Annotated in this window: 12 protein-coding genes; 6 read left to right on the top strand and 6 right to left on the bottom strand. The window is 64.2% G+C overall.

The features are described 5' to 3' along the window. Window positions 1-27: 27 nt before the first annotated feature. From KY495_RS13565 to KY495_RS13555, 3 genes are read right to left on the bottom strand one after another with little or no spacing between them, the layout of a single operon-like run. Entirely contained in the window at window positions 28-462 is a 435-nt protein-coding gene (locus KY495_RS13565; protein ID WP_219879947.1) for a hypothetical protein, read from the bottom strand. A 43-nt stretch (window positions 463-505) separates the two neighbouring features. After that, window positions 506-1,990: a hypothetical protein gene (locus tag KY495_RS13560; RefSeq protein ID WP_219884243.1), complete on the bottom strand. Its 1,485-nt coding sequence runs from the start codon at window positions 1,988-1,990 to the stop codon at window positions 506-508. Then, entirely contained in the window at window positions 1,990-3,471 is a 1,482-nt protein-coding gene (locus KY495_RS13555) for a hypothetical protein (RefSeq protein WP_219879946.1), read from the bottom strand. Before KY495_RS13555 ends, KY495_RS13560 begins: the two co-directional genes overlap by 1 nt. 200 nt (window positions 3,472-3,671) lie before the next feature. Between KY495_RS13555 and KY495_RS13550 the strand changes: the two genes are divergently transcribed. Continuing rightward, window positions 3,672-4,733, top strand: a complete 1,062-nt coding sequence (locus KY495_RS13550; protein ID WP_219879945.1) for a hypothetical protein — start codon at window positions 3,672-3,674, stop codon at window positions 4,731-4,733. A 3-nt stretch (window positions 4,734-4,736) separates the two neighbouring features. On the opposite strand, the gene KY495_RS13545 is transcribed toward KY495_RS13550, so the two are convergent. Beyond that, window positions 4,737-5,654: a LysR family transcriptional regulator gene (locus tag KY495_RS13545; protein WP_229518294.1), complete on the bottom strand. Its 918-nt coding sequence runs from the start codon at window positions 5,652-5,654 to the stop codon at window positions 4,737-4,739. 108 nt (window positions 5,655-5,762) lie between these two features. Between KY495_RS13545 and KY495_RS13540 the strand changes: the two genes are divergently transcribed. Further along, window positions 5,763-6,602 carry a phytanoyl-CoA dioxygenase family protein gene (locus KY495_RS13540; protein WP_219879944.1) on the top strand — a complete coding sequence of 280 codons (840 nt, stop codon included), beginning with the start codon at window positions 5,763-5,765 and terminating at the stop codon, window positions 6,600-6,602. 9 nt (window positions 6,603-6,611) lie between these two features. Next, complete coding sequence (locus KY495_RS13535) at window positions 6,612-7,436, top strand: sugar phosphate isomerase/epimerase (protein ID WP_219879943.1); 825 nt, start codon at window positions 6,612-6,614, stop codon at window positions 7,434-7,436. A 19-nt stretch (window positions 7,437-7,455) separates the two neighbouring features. Here the strand turns inward: KY495_RS13535 and KY495_RS13530 are convergent, their stop codons facing one another. Further along, window positions 7,456-9,264: a bifunctional diguanylate cyclase/phosphodiesterase gene (locus tag KY495_RS13530; RefSeq protein WP_219879942.1), complete on the bottom strand. Its 1,809-nt coding sequence runs from the start codon at window positions 9,262-9,264 to the stop codon at window positions 7,456-7,458. A gap of 628 nt (window positions 9,265-9,892) precedes the next feature. On the opposite strand from KY495_RS13530, the gene KY495_RS13525 reads away from it, so the two are divergent. The 3 genes from KY495_RS13525 to KY495_RS13515 all read left to right on the top strand — a co-directional run bounded on the left by KY495_RS13525 (window position 9,893) and on the right by KY495_RS13515 (window position 15,677). Beyond that, window positions 9,893-12,562 carry a TonB-dependent receptor gene (locus KY495_RS13525; RefSeq protein ID WP_219879941.1) on the top strand — a complete coding sequence of 890 codons (2,670 nt, stop codon included), beginning with the start codon at window positions 9,893-9,895 and terminating at the stop codon, window positions 12,560-12,562. 113 nt (window positions 12,563-12,675) lie between these two features. Further along, a complete protein-coding gene (locus tag KY495_RS13520; RefSeq protein WP_219879940.1) occupies window positions 12,676-14,172 on the top strand; it encodes a tryptophan halogenase family protein in 1,497 nt (498 codons plus the stop codon). Further along, window positions 14,169-15,677: a tryptophan halogenase family protein gene (locus tag KY495_RS13515; protein WP_219879939.1), complete on the top strand. Its 1,509-nt coding sequence runs from the start codon at window positions 14,169-14,171 to the stop codon at window positions 15,675-15,677. Before KY495_RS13520 ends, KY495_RS13515 begins: the two co-directional genes overlap by 4 nt. A gap of 231 nt (window positions 15,678-15,908) precedes the next feature. Here the strand turns inward: KY495_RS13515 and KY495_RS13510 are convergent, their stop codons facing one another. Continuing rightward, entirely contained in the window at window positions 15,909-16,283 is a 375-nt protein-coding gene (locus tag KY495_RS13510) for a four-helix bundle copper-binding protein (protein WP_219879938.1), read from the bottom strand. Between the last annotated feature and the right edge of the window lie 77 nt (window positions 16,284-16,360).

The raw sequence follows: 16,360 nt of genomic DNA, 5'->3' as shown, positions 1-16,360 counted from the left end.
CAGCTTTCAGTAAATATCAAGGGCGACTCAGCGGCGGCCGACAAACAGCGCGGCGGCCAGCGCTACCAGCCCCACCAGCACCAGGGGAGCGGTGACGGCAAAAGTGAGGAACTTGCTGGCGTTGATGATCGCCAGCACCGCGGCGGCGCTGATGAAGCCCAGGCCCACAAACAGCAGCCAGCCGGCGCTGCCGGCCGACGACGGCGCCACCCGCTTGACCACGAGGTGGTGGACGTAGGCGTTACGAACAAAAAAGAATACGATCAGCAGCACCAGGAAAACCGCCCCGCCAATGGCCAGGTCACGGGTCGATGTGTCGGTGACGGGGGCGCCTTCGACCGGTGCGATTTCCACCGGCATGCCGGCCGTTTCAGGATTCTTTGGCAGCGGATCGGGCGAGGCCTTTTCGTCGCCTGGCAGCTTGAAGCCTGGGTCGGGTGGCGGTGGGGTATTGATTTGCATTGATAAGTCCCGTTTATAAAAATAGGTTGATGCGTTAATGTGGTCAGCGGCCCAGCCGCACCTGCGCACCTTCGCGCAGGTCAATCAGCTCGCTTCCGAATATCGTCGTCTTCAACTGCGCGACCTTGTTGCCGGCCTTGTCGAAGATGGGCTGGGTGGTACCGGCGCGGGCCTGCATGGTGCGCAACTCGTCCTCGACCGTCAGCTGCACCTTGCGCGGCCGCCCAAATGCCAGCGCCGCCGCAGCAAGCGCACCAAGCAGCAGCAGGCCGCCGCCGATCAGCGCCACCAGCGGGCCCACGCCGTAATGCACGCGCACCTGCAGCGGCAAGCGCGCCACCGAGGTCTTGATCTGCGCCGGGGGCGTGAAGATGTCGGGCAGCGGGTCGCCCGGGAACAGGGCCGCCATGCGTGCGCGGAAGGCCTGCGACAGTTCCAGCCGCTGGCCGTCCAGCCGCAGCTCGATCTGGCCGGGCATGACGTAGGCCGAACCGGCACTGCCAATCGCCGCCATCGACCAGGCGCCCGGCAGCTGCTTGACGGGTAGTGTCATCTGCGACGACAGCGGCGCGCTCTTGCCCGGTGCCAGCGCGCGCACGGTGCGCTCGCCCAGTTCAATCTTGCGATCTTCGCCGCCCAGCTTCGAGCGCGCGCTGATGGTGGCGCTGGCGATGGTGTACGGGTACATGGTGTTTTCGAGCTGCCATTCGATTTTGGCGGCCGGCGTTTTCGCCGCCGCGTCCACATTCGCCAGCAGCATGCCGCCCTGCCCCATCGCAAACGACACGCCGGGCGCGTCGCTGACCTTGCGCGGCACCAGCCGCACCGTGTCCTGGTCCAGGGGCTTGAGGCGCGCGGGCGGCTCGGTGATTACCCTGGCGATGGCGCCTGAGGCCACCAGCGCCTTGAGGTCGCGCGCGCCTTCGTCGCCCACGGCAAACACGTACACCATCAGGCCATTGGCCTTGTAGTGGGTACCGGCCACCGGCATTTGCAGGGGAAAGGCAAGCGCGCGTGTGATCGCGCCGCCACGGTGAATCAGCTCGTAGAACTCGCGGTTGCGGCGCGCGGTTTCCTGGTCATTATTGGGGCTGTTGCGGTTGTTCGTGATCAGCCACACCAGCCCGGGCTTGCCGCCCAGCGCGCTGCCCACGGCCGAACTGACCGCTTCATTGAGGTCGGTGTCGGCATACGCACTGCTGCCAGGCTTGCGCGCCAGTTCCAGCCCGGCCAGCGCACCGCTCACGCTCTGGCGCGCGGTCTTTGCATCGAACTTGAACGACAGCAGGGCCCTGGGCGAAGGCGCGCCGGGCCGGCTCTGGTTGAACGCGGCGAGCACCATGGGGTCGCCCGGCTGCGCCACCGCCAGCACCAGTTCCGTCACCAGCGCCTTGTAGCGCGAACCGGGGTCGGTGTAGAACGGCTCCATCCAGCCCGAGTTCTGGACCAAAAACACCTGCGGCACGGCCAGCGCCGGCAGCGCGGCGCAAGCCAGCGCGGCGCAGGCGGCGAAGCGGAGGGCCCGCATCACGGCAGCTCGTCCAGATGCCAGCCGCGCACCTGGTTCCAGTCCGGATGGTGCAGCCACAGGCAGCGGTCATACACGAACGGCACGCAGTCGTGCGGCCGCGTCAGGCGCGCAATCTCGTCCAGGATCACGTTGCGCTTGCCGATCCATTCCACCGTGGTGCGCGCGATCACGCGGTTTTCCAGCGCGTCTTCGGCCCGCCCCGTGTACTTGTGAAAGCGCAGTACCAGGCCGCTGGGCTGGCTGCGGTTGTTATTGAAGCCGCGCAGCAGCGGCAGCACCAGCGAGTCATCATCGTGCGGGTCTTCCACATGCTCCATGTCCCACGGTTCGGCCACCACCGCATGGCCGCGCCGGAACAGCAGGCTGGCAAAACCGAGGCGCGCGCCGCTGATCTGTTCCTGCTGGCCGCGCGCCTTGCCCAGTTCAAGGAATGAATAGGACTGGTCGCCATGACCGATCAGCCACAGGCGGCCGTCCCGGCTCTGGGTGGGGCCGCCAAACTCCAGCCGCGGGGTCCATCCGGCAGGCCACGGCAGCCATTGCGGTTCGGTCCCCGGCTGCCAGATCAGCTGACCCTCGGCGTGGAGCCAGAACAGGCGGCCGTCGTAGCCAATCGGGCGCGACCAGCCGTGAACGGGCGCGCCGCCGCAATCGAATTCGGTGGCGGTGGACAGGTCGCTGGCCGCCGTCCACAGGCGCGCGCCGCCCTCGCCGGCAAACAGGCAGGCAATGTGGCGGCGCATGGCGCCCGGGGCACTGGCCAGGGGCGAGTCGAACACCGCTTCGGAGCGATAGGTTTCGCTGACCGGGTTGATCCACAGACGGCGCAGCCCGCGGTCGGTCGGCACAATGGCCACTTCGCCGCGCGCGGGATTATGGGCCGGCAGCCAGGCGTAGTCGGCGCGCGTAAAGGCCAGGTCCGACGCTGCATCTTCGGCAGCCATCACGTGCCACAGCTGCGCCAGCGGGTCCCAGTACTGAAGCACGTTGCGCGTGTACGCCAGCGCCAGCAGGCGCTGCACGGGAAAGCCAAAGGCACCCGCGGCAAACACGCACTGGGCGTTGGGCGGCACCGGCATGCTCACATCGAAGCGACCCACTTCCGGCGCCGGCGGCCGCTCCTCCAGGCTGTCGCCGAGCGCCAGCGAAGTGACGGGCAAGCCGTGCGGGACATGGCGCGGCAGGAACTGGTCGCTCCACGCGCCCCACCAGTCGGGCTGGTACTTCATTTTCCCGGCCAGCTTGTTGAGTGCGCGCCCGCAGGTGGGGCAGAACGCAAAGCCTTCCGGGTAGATGGGGGCGCAGGAACACTGGTCCGGCAGCGAAGCGCCAAGCAGATGGGCGACGTCGGGCAGGCGACCGCGCGCGTGCGCCTGCCAGTCGATCCGGCCGAGGCCCTGGCTCGAGACCAGCTCGAACTGCCCCGTCTTGTCGTCTTCCAGCCAGACGCTTGCTGGCGTTTCCCATCTGTATGCCATTGAACCTTCCATATGTATGATTGCATCTGGTCGCGCTGCGCTGTTGCCATTCAAATCATAGCGCAACTGGCCTGTACGGGCAGCTTAATTGGCCGCCGGCACACCAGGTACCGCGCGGCGGGACGTTCAGGCCCGGACGAAGATGCCCAGCAGCATTTTCGACGCCTGAAACGGCAAGAGCGGCCACGTATAATGGCGGCATGAATGCCTTTGATTCCGCCAGCCAATGGGGTGAGATCCCCGCCCACGCGGTCGATGCCGCCGCCGCCCACTTGCGCGATGTCCTCGCCATGGTGGTTGAACATGATGCACGGCAGCGCGCACTGGTGGTGTTCGACACCCGCTGCGACCTTGCGCGCGCGCTGGCCGAGGGCTACCGGCGCAACCTGCCGCATGCGCAGTTCATCGATTTTGACGGCGTGACGCCGGACACCGTGCTGGCCGCCTTTCGCCAGCTGTCCGCTTCCGACCTGGTGGTACTGGTCCAGTCCACCAACTTCCGGCTCGAAGCTTTCCGCATCCGGGTGGAGCTGTTCAAGCTGGGGCTGAAAGTGATCGAACACGTGCACCTGTCGCGCATGCCGGGACTGCAGGGCGTGAGCTACATCGATGCCCTCGCCTACGACCCGGCCTACTACCGCGGCGTGGGCAAGGCCCTCAAGGCGCGCATCGATGCCGCCTCGCGCGCGGTGGTGCAAGGCGGCGGCGAACAGCTGGTGTTCGATTCGCCCCTGGAGCCGGCCAAGCTCAATGTGGGCGACTACAGCGGCATGAACAATGTCGGTGGCCAGTTTCCAATCGGCGAAGTCTTTACCGAAGCGCAGGACCTGGAGGCCGTCAGCGGCCGCGTGCAGGTGCATGTCTTCGGTGACACCTCCTACCTCGTCAACCGCCCCGCCCAGCCGATCACCCTCGTGATCGAACGCGGCCGCGTGGTTGAGGCCATCGGCGCCACCCCGGAATTCGACAAGCTGATGGCGATCATCCGCGCCGACGAAGGCGAAGTGTGGCTGCGCGAACTGGGCTTCGGCATGAACCGCGCTTTTACCCGCGAGCGCCGGGTGAACGATATCGGCACCTACGAACGCATGTGCGGCATCCACCTGTCGCTGGGCGCCAAGCATGGCGTCTATCCCAAGCCGGGATTCAAGCGCAAGGATGCGCGCTACCACGTGGACGTGTTTGCCGTCACCGACGCGGTGTACCTGGACGATGAACAGGTCTACCGCGATGGCCAGTGGTGCGTGGCGGCTGCCAGCTGACGTCTAGCGGGCCAGCGCTGCATCCCACGGCGGCACCGGCTGGTATTGCTCGACCAGGAAATCAATCAGTGCCCTGACCTTGGGCGAGGGCTGGTGTCCGGCCGGGTACAGCGCCGTCAGGTCATTGAGCGGCAGTTCCCATTCCGGCAGCACCTGCACCAGCGTCCCGTCGGCCAGGCTTTGCCAGGCCAGGAAGGTGGTGCTGTAGACGATGCCCAGCCCGCGCAGCGCAGCCTGATGCAGCACCAGTCCGTTGTTGGACGTGAAGCCTGCCTGCACGCGCACGGTTTGCCGATCGTGGCCGCGCGTGAAATGCCAGCTGGTGCCGTCGGTCAGATGGCTGAAGTGCAGGCACTGATGCGCGGCCAGCGCGTCCGGCGCCGCCGGCACGCCGCGCCGCGCCAGGTAATCGGGACTGGCACACAGCACGGCGCGGCACGGTGCCAGGCGGCGCAGTGCCAGGCCGGTAGTATCGGGAATCCCGCCCACCCTGATGGACAGGTCGAAGCCGTGGCGGATCGGGTCCAGGATCGCATCGTCGACAAACAGCGATGGCTGCAGCAGCCGATGGCGCAGCGCGAAACGCGCCAGCGCGTCGGCCAGCCACAGGCTCCCAAAACTGGACGGCGCCTGGATGCGCAAGGGGCCTGCCAGCTCGGCGCCCGCCGGTGCGATCGCCCGTGCTGCCTGGCGAGCCTGTTCCACCGTCGCCACGCAGCCGGGCAGGTAGGCCTGGCCGGCTTCGGTCAGGCTGACTTCACGCGTGGAGCGGTACAGCAGGCGCGCGCCCAGCTTTTCTTCCAGCTGCAAAATGGCCTTGCTGACCAGCGCGCGGGTGAGGCCCAGCGCGCGCCCGGCCGCCGAAAAGCTGCGCAGGCGCGCCACTTCGGCAAAAATTTCCATTGAACGCAGCTGATCCATGGGCTGATTGTCTGCGTTCTGGCGACAATCTGTCAACAAAGGTTCGATTGCGGATCGGTAAGCCGCCTTCTACAATGCTTGCTTGCACAAACTTACCGGAGTCTACCCATGTTGAGCCAGGAACAGCGCGACGCATTCCAGCGCGATGGCTACATCGTCATTCCCGACTTCAAGCCGGCCGCCGCCATTGCCCAGCTGCGCCAGCGGGCCGCAGAGATTGTCAACGGTTTTGATCCGGGCGCCAGCCGCTCGATCTTCACCACCCGCGACCAGGTGAAAACCACGGACGACTACTTCCTTGGCTCCGACAATACGATCCGCTGTTTTTTCGAGGAAGAAGCTTTCGACCAGCACGGGCAGCTAAAGCAGGACAAGGCCCTGTCCATCAACAAGATCGGCCACGCCCTGCATGACCTGGACCCCGTGTTCGAGCGCTTTTCGCGCGAACCAAAACTGGCCGAAGTGGCGCGCGACCTGGGGCTGTCGCAGCCGCAGGTGTGGCAGTCCATGTACATATTCAAGCAGCCCGGCATCGGGGGCGAAGTGGGCTGGCACCAGGATGCGACGTTCTTCGACACCACGCCCATCACCGTGACCACGTTCTGGTTCGCGCTGGAAGACGCCACGCGCGACAATGGCTGCCTGTGGGTGCAGCCGGGCGGGCACCGCGGCCCGCTGCGCGAGCGCTTCGTACGCCACGGGAACGACATCACCATGCAAAAGCTCGACCCCACGCCCTGGCCCGGGCAGGACAGCGCCATTGCGCTGGAAGCCACGGCGGGCAGCCTGGTGTGCTTCCATGGTTTGCTGCCGCACTACAGCGCGCCCAATCGCTCGCCGGTGTCGCGCCACGCCTACACCCTGCACGCGACCGATGGTACAAGCAGCTACTCGCCCGACAACTGGATCCAGCGCGGCGCAGACTTTCCTGTGCGCGGTTTCGACTGAGGCACGGCAGTGGAGATCCTGATCCTGGCCCCGCACTGGGGCAGCAATGCACTGGCGCCGCAGGAGTTCATCGCGCGCGTGGTGGACGCCGGATTCGACGGCATCGAAATGTCGCTGCCGCTCGATCCCGCCGCCCATGACGAATGGACCGGCCGCATTGGCGCGGCCGGCCTGCAGCTGGCGGCGCAGCAGTGGGAGACAGCGTTCCATGCCCGCTTTGACGAACACCGCGACGCGCTCGCGCGCTACCTGGCCAATGCCTGCCGCGCGCGTCCCCTGTTCGTCAATTCGCACACGGGCAAGGATTACTACAGCGTCGAACAGAACATGGAACTGCTCGCGCTGGCCGAGTCGATCGGGGCGCAGCATGGCGTGCCGGTCCTGCATGAAATTCACCGCAGCCGCTTTTCCGGCCACCCTACGCTGCTCCTGCCCTACCTGCGCCAACTGCCCCAGCTGGCGCTCACGGCTGACCTTTCGCACTGGTGCTGCGCCTGCGAATCGCTGTTGGAAGACCAGCAGGAGATGCTCGACGCGGTCTTGCCGCACGCGCGCCACATCCACGCCCGCGTGGGCCACCCCCAGGGGCCGCAGGTGAACGACTTCCGCGCGCCGGAGTGGGGAGAGGCATTGCAGCGCCACCTGTCGTGGTGGGACCGCATTGTGGCGCTGCGCAAGGCGGCGGGTGCAAGGCGCATGACGCTCACGCCGGAATTCGGGCCGGCGCCCTATACCCAGGCGCTGCCGTTTGGCGGCGAACTGGTATCGCAGCCGTGGGAGCTGAACGTGGCCATGCTCGAACTGCTGCGCGGGCGCTACGGCCGCAGCCAGTGAAGTGCCCAGTACCGCGCCATCAGCCAGCGCCTTGCCGCGCGGGTGTGCGCTCGCGCAGGAAGGCCTCAAAGGCCTGCGCCGGCAGCGGCCTGGAAAAATAGTAGCCCTGCACTTCGTCGCAATGCTGGCTGCCCAGGTAAGCCAGCTGCGCTGCCGTCTCCACGCCTTCGGCAATCACGCGCAGCTTGAGCGAGTGCGACAGCGCGATGATGGATGCCACGATGGCTTCATCATCGCCATTGCCCTGGCCGATGTCGATCACGAAGCTGCGGTCGATCTTGAGCACGTCGATGGGAAAACGCTTGAGGTACGACAGGCTGGAGTAGCCGGTGCCAAAATCGTCAATGGCGATCTGCACGCCCAGCGCCTTGAGCTCGCGCAGCACACTGATGCCGTGCTCCACGTCGCGCATGACCACCCCTTCGGTCAATTCCAGTTCCAGATCGGGCCCCGCCAGCCCGGAATCGGCCAGCACCGCCCCGATCATGCCGGCCAGGTCTTTGTGCACGAACTGCCTGGCCGAGAGGTTGACCGCCATGCGCACCGGCGGCAGGCCACTGCGGCGCCAGGCAACGCTCTGCCGGCAGGCGGTGCGCAGTACCCAGTTGCCGATTTCCTCGATCAATCCGCATTCTTCGGCAATGGCGATGAATTCCACCGGTCCCACCAGGCCGCGGCCGGGCGCCATCCAGCGCACCAGCGCTTCGGCACCGACCACCTGGCCAGATGACAGGTCGATCTGGGGCTGGTAGTGCAGCACGAATTCGTCGCGCCTGATCGCCTGGCGCAGGTCCGCCTCGGTGCGCAGCCGCGCCAGGGCGCGCGCGTTCATGTCCGGCGTATGGAAGCGGAAATGGTGGCGCCCGTCGGCCTTGGCGTGGCGCGCCGCGATATCGGCGCACTTGAGCAGCAGGGCCGGTTCGGCGCCGTCTTCGGGATACGAGGCCACGCCCATGCTGGAGCGCACCACATACTCCTGCCCGCCAAGGCTTACCGGACTGCTGACGGCCCCCAGCAGGCGTTCGAGCGCGGCCACCGGCCCCGTGTCGGCACCCTGGCCGGGCATGAGGATGGTGAATTCGTCGCCGGACCAGCGCGCAATGGTGTCGGACGCGCGCAGCACGCCGGCCATCCTGGCCGAAACGATCTTGAGCACTTCGTCGGCAGCCGCGTGGCCCAGGTTGTCGCTGATACCCTTGAGGCCTTCCAGGCCGAGAAAGGCCAGCCAGATGCGCTCACCGCTGCGCGCTGCCTGTGCCAGCGCATGCTGGAGCCGGTCCTGCAGCAGGCTGCGGTTGGGCAGCCCGGTCAGTTCATCGTGGGTGGCCTGGTAGAGCAGCTGCGATTCAAGCACCTTGGAATGCGTGATGTCGTACTGGGACGCGACAAAGTGCGTGGCAGTGCCGGCCTGGTCGAATACGGGAGCGACAAACAGGTGGTTCCAGAACAGCGAGCCATCCTTGCGGTAATTACGCAAAATAGCGTTTCCCGGTCGCTGCTCGCGCAGCGCCGCCCGGATCTCGTCGAGTGCCGGCTGGTCATGGTCGCCGCCCTGCAGGAAGCGGCAATTCTTGCCCACGATTTCGGCCGCGCTGTATCCGGTAATCCGTTCAAACGCGGGATTGACGTGCTCAATGACAAACCCGCTGCCCTGGGCGCGGCTGATCACCATGGCATTGGCGCTCGATTCAATCACCCGCTCGCGCAGTGACAAGGCTGTGCTGAGCCCAAGATCGGGCGCAGCAATGTCGCTTGCCGCCTCGGCGCGCTGCAGGCGCCGGGCGAGCTTTTCCAGTGGCCGGTCGGACCCGTTGCTGCGTTTCATCATTGTTGTCTTCCGCTACCCCATAGCAGCATTCTAAGTCATCCAGACTCTGGCAAACGAGGCGCACGCTGTGTTTGCAAGCGCTTAAGGTGCCGCGGGACGTTAGCACAGCTTGGCCGCAGCAAGGCCACCGAGACTCACCCGATACGTTGTTTTACTACATATCCGCCAAAATCAACGGACTATACAGCTGGAATCGATGCCGAAAATCGACCTTTTTTGATCTGACATGCGCATTCCAATACCAAGAATGTCAGCTCCGCCGGGGCAAATACGGCCTCCACGCTCCAAGGTGTCGTTGCGTTACAACAAATTGTTTAAAAAAACAACACCAACAATAATGTTCTACTGTATTGTACTTTTCCTACGTGCGTGAGAAAAACCTTTGGCCCCGACGGGCAGGCACGTACCTGGGCCCGTTCATTTGGAGACGAAATTGAATCAAGAGAAAATCAAGATGTCGCGCCTGACGCAGTCGCTTGGCACCAAGCGTTCGCCGCGTTCATTCACTAAACCGCGGATGCTCAGGCCCACTGCAATCGCGTGCGCGGTATCTCTGCTTGCGGCAAGTGGCGCTACGCAAGCACAGGACACTACCGCGGCGACCAATGCGGACGCGCAGGTGATCGTCGTGACGGGATTCCGCGCCAGTCTGATGCAAGCCCAATCGATCAAGAAAAACAGCTCGAGCATCGTCGAAGCCGTGAGCGCGGAAGACATCGGCAAGTTGCCGGACACGAGTATTGCCGAGACGCTCGCACGCATCCCCGGCCTTGCAGGCGAGCGCGTTGCCGGCCGCACCAGCGGCATCTCGGTCCGCGGCTTCAAGGAAGACTACGTCGGTACCACCCTCAACGGCCGCGAGCTGCTGGGCATCGGCAACAACCGCGGCGTGGAATTCGACCTGTATCCGGCCGAAATCATGAGCGGCGCCGTGGTGTACAAGGCCCCTGACGCCAGCCTCAGTGCGATGGGCATTGGCGGCACGGTCGACCTGCGCACCACCCGCCCGCTGGACGCGAAGCCGTCCACGACGCTGAACGCTTCCTACGAAAAAGGCAGCCTGGAGTCGAACAACCCGGACTTCAAGAATACCGGCTACCGCTTCGCCTTCGCCGATTCGCGCCGCTTTGCCGGCGACACCGTGGGCCTGGCCATTGCGCTGGCGAAGACGAACTCGCCCTCCCAGTCGGAAGTGAACGGCATGTGGGGCTGGAGTCGGAATGCTAATTTCGGCGATGCGTACACGCCCAACGGCATCGAGGTGTACTCGCGTTCGCAGTTGCTGACCCGCGACACCGCCTCCGCCGTCCTGCAATTTAAGCCAAACAACAAGGTGAACGTCGCTCTGGACGCCCTGATGATCAACTTCCGCGACGAGGGCATCCGACGTGGCATCATCCAGGCCCTGCCCGATGGAACGATCGGCCAGGTCGTCAACGGCGTGGCGCAGTCGGGCACCAGCGGTCCTTTCAATGCGGTTCTCCGTAGCGACCCGACCGACAAGAAGGGTACCTTGCGTACCTACGGCGTCAACATGAAACTGGCGGTCAACGACCAATGGCAGGCCAAGTTCGACATGGCCCACAGCGACACGAGCAAGCACGATGAAATCGGCGAGAGCTATGCCGGCAACGGTCGTGCCGGTCTGGCGACCCAGGGCCCCGGTACCACCCGCAGCTGGGAAACCACGTCCAAAGGCTTGAGGTTCAGCAACAACAGCATCAATTTTGCCGACTACAACCTGGTGCGCCTGGCAGGTCCCCAAGCCTGGGGCGGTTCGCTGGCGCCGATCTCGCAACTGCAGACCTCGGTCTCCGGCAACCCGGCGATCGGCTTTGCCCAGGCCCAGGATGGCTTCGTGAACAATGCCGTCTTCGAGGAATCGCTCGACACGGTGCGCCTGGAAGCTGTGGGCAAACTCGACCTCGGCTGGATCAACGCGGTCAACGTCGGCATGCTGTATTCGGATCACGCGAAGTCCAAGGACAACCAGGGCTACTACCTGACGGCGAACACCTGGCCGAACGATGGCCCGATTCCCGAGTCCGCCCGCAGGGGCGTGGCAGACCTTTCCTGGGCCGGGTTGGGGCAGGTTGTGGCCTACGACGCACAGGGGCTGATCAACTCCGGCGCCTACCGCCGCTGGGATGCGCAGCAACTGGAAACGGATCGTCTGGGTGACACCTATACGATCAAGGAAAAGGTCACCACCTTGTTTGCCAAGGCCGATTTCGAAGGCCAGCTGGGTTCGTTCAACACGTTCGGCAATATGGGTCTGCAGTTCATCAACACGAGGCAGTCGGCCACAGGCTTCCTGAGCGTGACCGGTGCCGACCTGTTCGTGAAGGCGACGCCGGTCGACGACGGCGCGAACTACACCAAGGTACTGCCGAGCCTGAATGTGAATTTTGATCTCAGCAACACCCAGACGGTCAGGTTCGCGGCCAGCAAGGCAATCAGCCGTGCGCGCATTGACCAGCTGAGGCCGGGCGGAAGTGTGAGGTTTATCAATAACCTGTTCAACGTCACCAATCCCGATCCTGCCAGCGGCCCATGGTCGTCCACCACGGGTAATGCGAAGCTGCGCCCGAACGAGGTCAACCAGGCCGATTTGAGCTACGAATGGTATTTCGCCAAGGATGGCTATGTGAGCGTTGGCGGATTCTATAAAGACATCGTCAACTGGTCACGTACCGGGCGCCAGGTCGTCGATTTCTCGCAGTACTACATTCCTGGCTATCACCAGGGAGTGGACACCAACGGCACGGTGTTTGCGCCAGCTACCTTCCAGGGCATCAGGACCTTCTTCGAAGACGGCCTCGAAGGCCGCGTCAAGGGCGTGGAACTCGCCGCGACGCTACCTCTGCGGTTGGTCAGCAACTATCTCGATGGCTTTGGCGTGGTGGCCAATGCTGCGCTGACCGAGGGAAGCTTCAACGACGGCACTGACATCCCGGGCCTGTCCAGGGATTCCTACCAGCTGACGGCGTATTATGAAAAAGCCGGGTTCAGCGCCCGCGTGGCCGCCACCAAGCGTTCGTCCTTCCTGTCTGAAGCGCGCGGTCAAAGTAACTCGCTCACGCCGGCCAACCGGAAGGCGCTGACGCTGGTGGACGCCCAGGTGAGCTATGATTTCTCGGGATCGAGCATCAATCAACTGAAGGGAATGCGACTCTCGTTCAATGCCCAGAACCTGACCAAGCAGGACGATGCCACCATCGATACCGCTTCCGGTCAAGTCACGCAGTATGATCGCTATGGCGCGCGCTACGAGCTGTCGCTGAAGTACTCGTTTTGATTGAGCTGTAAGCCCTGAAAGCCCGGACAGCTTGCCGCTGCCTGGGCTTTTTTCGTTAAACCATGCACGAGGCCGAACATTCGGCCCTGAATTTATCTTGTTGGAGGTTGTCTATGCACAAGCGGATCGAAAAGCTTGTCGTGGTCGGCGGTGGAACGGCCGGCTGGATGTCGGCGGCACTGATCAAGCGTGTCCTGGGCAACCAGGTGGCCGTTGAAGTGGTCGAATCCGAGACAATCGGCATCGTGGGCGTTGGCGAAGCGACGATTCCGCCGATTCATCATCTCAATGCCGTACTGGGCATTTCTGAAAGCGACTTCCTGCGTGAAACCAATGGATCGATCAAGCTGGCCATTCGTTTCGAAGGGTGGCGGGTTCCTGGCGAATCGTATTTTCATACATTCGGGGTGCCCGGGCGCAATCATGCCTTTTGCGATTTCCAGCACTTCTGGGCTCGGGGCGTGGCCCTGGGCCAGACCCGTAGCCTGTGGGAGTATGACCTCAATTATCTGGCGTGCCAGGCGGGCCGGTTCGGGCGCCCCCGTACCCAGGATCCATTCCTGGATGTGCCGTATGCCTACCACTTCGATGCCGGCCTGTACGGTCAGTATCTGCGGAAAATTTGCGAAGCCAATGGGGTGAAGCGCACCGAAGGCTTGATCGAGCAGGTTGTGCTTGCGCCCGAATCGGGTCATGTGCGCACCCTCAAGCTGCAGGACGGCCGCGAAGTGCATGGTGACCTGTTCGTGGACTGCTCCGGCATGCGCGGCCTGCTCATCCAGCAAGCACTCGAGGTTCCCTATGACGACTGGTCCCACTGGCTGCCGTGCGACCGCGCTCTGGCCGTGCCGTCGGAGCGACTGGCGAGTACCCTGCCCTATACCCGTTCGATAGCACATGCGGCGGGATGGCAATGGCAGATTCCGCTGCAGCACCGGATTGGCAATGGCCTGGTGTACAGCAGCCGGCATATCAGCGACGACGAGGCAAGCGCCACGCTGATGGCCAACCTGCCGGCGCCGGCCCTGGCCGAACCAAGACTGATCCGCTTTCGCACCGGGCGCACGCGCGACGCCTGGGCCAAGAATGTCTGTGCCATCGGACTGTCGGGTGGTTTCCTCGAGCCGCTCGAGTCCACCAGCATCTACCTGATCCAGTCAGCCATCGTGCGCTTGCTCAAGCTGTTTCCCCATGAAGGCATCAGCCAGGCGCTCGTGGACGAGTACAACGCCCAGTCGGCCCTGGAGTACGAAACGATCCGCGACTTCATCATCCTCCACTACCACGTGAACGAACGGCCAGATAGCGGCTTCTGGCAGGACGTGCGCCACATGGCCGTGCCGCCGCGGCTGCGCGACAAGATCGCGCTGTTCCGCGCCACGGGCAGGCTGTTCCAGGATCCCTACGATATTTTCAAGGACGCCTCCTGGCTGCAGGTCCTGGTCGGACAGGGTGTGATGCCCGCGGACTACCATCCGGTGGCGGCGGGATTTGCGCCCGACGAGCTGGCCGGAGCGCTGGCGGACATGGCGGCGGCAAAGCGCCAGGGCCTGGAAGGATTCATGACCCATGACGACTACCTGGCCGCTGCCGTCAGGGCACGATCATGATGGGCACCGCGAAACCGATCGACATCGTCATCGTCGGCGGCGGCACCGCAGGCTGGATGGCCGCCAACCTCATGGCCAGCCGCTGGGGTGACGGACGCGCGCGCATCACGGTCATCGAGTCGCCCGAGATCGGCATCATCGGGGTAGGCGAAGGCTCCACGCCTTCCTTGAAGCACTTCTTCCGCCAGATCGGTGTGGCGGAAGCCGAGTGGATGCCGGCCTGCCATGCCACCTATAAGCTCAGCATCCGCTTCGAGGACTGGAGCCCGGCATCCGGCATTGCCGCCTACAGCCATCCGTTTTTCTCGAAAATCGACTCGCTCAACGAGCAGGCCTTGTTCGTCAACTGCATGACGCGCAGGCTGGGGCTGGACGTGACCACCTTGCCTGAGCGCTTCCTGCTCGGTGGCGTGCTTGCCGCGCAAGGCAAGGGCCCGCTGCCCCCCGCGCACTTCCCCTTCGACATCGAGTACGGCTATCACTTCGATTCGGCGCTTCTCGGCCGCTTTTTGGCCAACCATGCGGCATCGCGCGGCGTGAAGCGAATCGAGGCCACCATCGGCAAGGCCGAGCTGAACGACCAGGGCGACATCGTCGCCGTGCTGGGCGCCGACGGCTTGCGCATCGACGGTGATCTCTTCGTCGACTGCACCGGCTTCAAGTCGCTGCTGTTGCAGCAGGCACAAGGTGTGCCCTTCAACAGCTTCCGCAACAACCTGTTCAACGATGCGGCCGTCGTGATCCCGACGGCGGCCCCGGCGCGCGCCATGATTCCGGTCCAGACCGTCTCGCGCGCCTTGTCCGCGGGATGGTCCTGGCACATTCCACTGACACATCGGGTAGGCAATGGCTACGTCTACAGCTCTGCATTTCTCTCGGCCGACAAGGCGGAAGCCGAATTGAGGCGCACGCTCGGGCCCACCGCGGCCGACGTCGAGGCTCGGCACTTGACCATGAAGGTGGGTCAGGTCGAGCGCCACTGGAACCGGAATTGCCTCGCACTGGGCCTGGCGCAAGGATTCATCGAGCCGCTCGAGGCGACCGCCCTGCATCTCGTACAGGCTTCGATCCAGTCCTTCATGACATGCTTCGAAGAGGGTCAATTTACGACGCTGCACCAGTCCCGCTTTAACAATGAAATTGTCGAACGGTTCGAGAGGGCGCGTGACTATATCGTCGCCCACTACAAGCTCAATACTCGCCCGGACAGCGGCTACTGGCGCGCCAATCAGGAAAATATGCACCTGTCAGATGCGCTGGGCGCGCTGTTACAGGCTTGGTTCGATCGGGCCGACATCGTTCAGGAAATCGCCCGCACACAAGGGAACTCGCACTTCAGCGCGATCTCGTGGCATTGCCTGTTCGCTGGATATGGGGTCTTCCCTCCCATCGCGGCGACCCAGCCTGGCACAGGTGATCTGCATATGGAAAGTGGCATCGACCGGTTCTTGCATGGTTGCGCCCTCAACTTCCGAAGGCATGATGAATGCCTGGTGGGCGCCTGAACGCTGGCGGGAGGGTTTTTCCTTTCAACGCCGCGCGCAGCATTGAACCAGCATCTCCTGCCAGATGCGGCAACAGGGCCGGTTGCTGGAAGCAACGGCCCAGTCTAAACGGCCCAGTCTATACGAGCAATCCAGGCAAGACGATCCAGTATGCAGCACGTGCCAACACCGGCGTCCGGCAAGCGGTGGAATCACACCGTCAGGCCGGACGCGCGGCACGGCGGCGCATGCTTAGTGGGCGGCAGCCCCGCGTCCGACGCTGGCCTTGGAAGCCGCGCCGCTCACCATGCGCCTGCATTCATCGGCGCAGGCGCGGCAGGCCCTGGCGCATTCCTGGCAATGCTCTGCCTCGTGCTTGCCGCATTCGTCGGCACAAGCGTCACAGACGGTGGCGCAGACCTGGCACAGTTCGCTGACCATCTGGCTGCCGCGCGCCATGGCCCCGGCGGCCATGCGGCACATCTGGGCGCAGTCGATATCAAGCGCGATACAGCCGGCCATCATCTTGACGTCATCCTCCTGCAGGCAGGCCGCGGCGCAGTGGTCACAGGCCTGGGCGCAGGCATAGCAGGCTTCGATACAGGCAGAAAATTGAGACTGGTGCATGATGTTCTCCTTTTCTCGTGAGGACGTCCATGATCCCAGCAAAGCCCGTCTCGCGGCGCAACCTAGACTGATGGAAA

Origin of the sequence: Massilia sp. PAMC28688, assembly GCF_019443445.1 — a bacterium.
In the GTDB taxonomy this organism is placed as follows: domain Bacteria; phylum Pseudomonadota; class Gammaproteobacteria; order Burkholderiales; family Burkholderiaceae_D; genus Telluria_A.
This window is presented reverse-complemented; position numbering and strand designations above follow the sequence as displayed.

What these genes read in the sequence shown, in the direction of transcription:
- KY495_RS13565 (WP_219879947.1), bottom strand. Translation starts at nt 462, where the DNA reads ATGCAAATCAATACCCCACCGCCACCCGACCCAGGCTTCAAGCTGCCA.
- KY495_RS13560 (WP_219884243.1), bottom strand. Translation starts at nt 1,990, where the DNA reads ATGCGGGCCCTCCGCTTCGCCGCCTGCGCCGCGCTGGCTTGCGCCGCG.
- KY495_RS13555 (WP_219879946.1), bottom strand. Translation starts at nt 3,471, where the DNA reads ATGGCATACAGATGGGAAACGCCAGCAAGCGTCTGGCTGGAAGACGAC.
- KY495_RS13550 (WP_219879945.1), top strand. Translation starts at nt 3,672, where the DNA reads ATGAATGCCTTTGATTCCGCCAGCCAATGGGGTGAGATCCCCGCCCAC.
- KY495_RS13545 (WP_229518294.1), bottom strand. Translation starts at nt 5,654, where the DNA reads ATGGATCAGCTGCGTTCAATGGAAATTTTTGCCGAAGTGGCGCGCCTG.
- KY495_RS13540 (WP_219879944.1), top strand. Translation starts at nt 5,763, where the DNA reads ATGTTGAGCCAGGAACAGCGCGACGCATTCCAGCGCGATGGCTACATC.
- KY495_RS13530 (WP_219879942.1), bottom strand. Translation starts at nt 9,264, where the DNA reads ATGATGAAACGCAGCAACGGGTCCGACCGGCCACTGGAAAAGCTCGCC.
- KY495_RS13520 (WP_219879940.1), top strand. Translation starts at nt 12,676, where the DNA reads ATGCACAAGCGGATCGAAAAGCTTGTCGTGGTCGGCGGTGGAACGGCC.
- KY495_RS13515 (WP_219879939.1), top strand. Translation starts at nt 14,169, where the DNA reads ATGATGGGCACCGCGAAACCGATCGACATCGTCATCGTCGGCGGCGGC.
- KY495_RS13510 (WP_219879938.1), bottom strand. Translation starts at nt 16,283, where the DNA reads ATGCACCAGTCTCAATTTTCTGCCTGTATCGAAGCCTGCTATGCCTGC.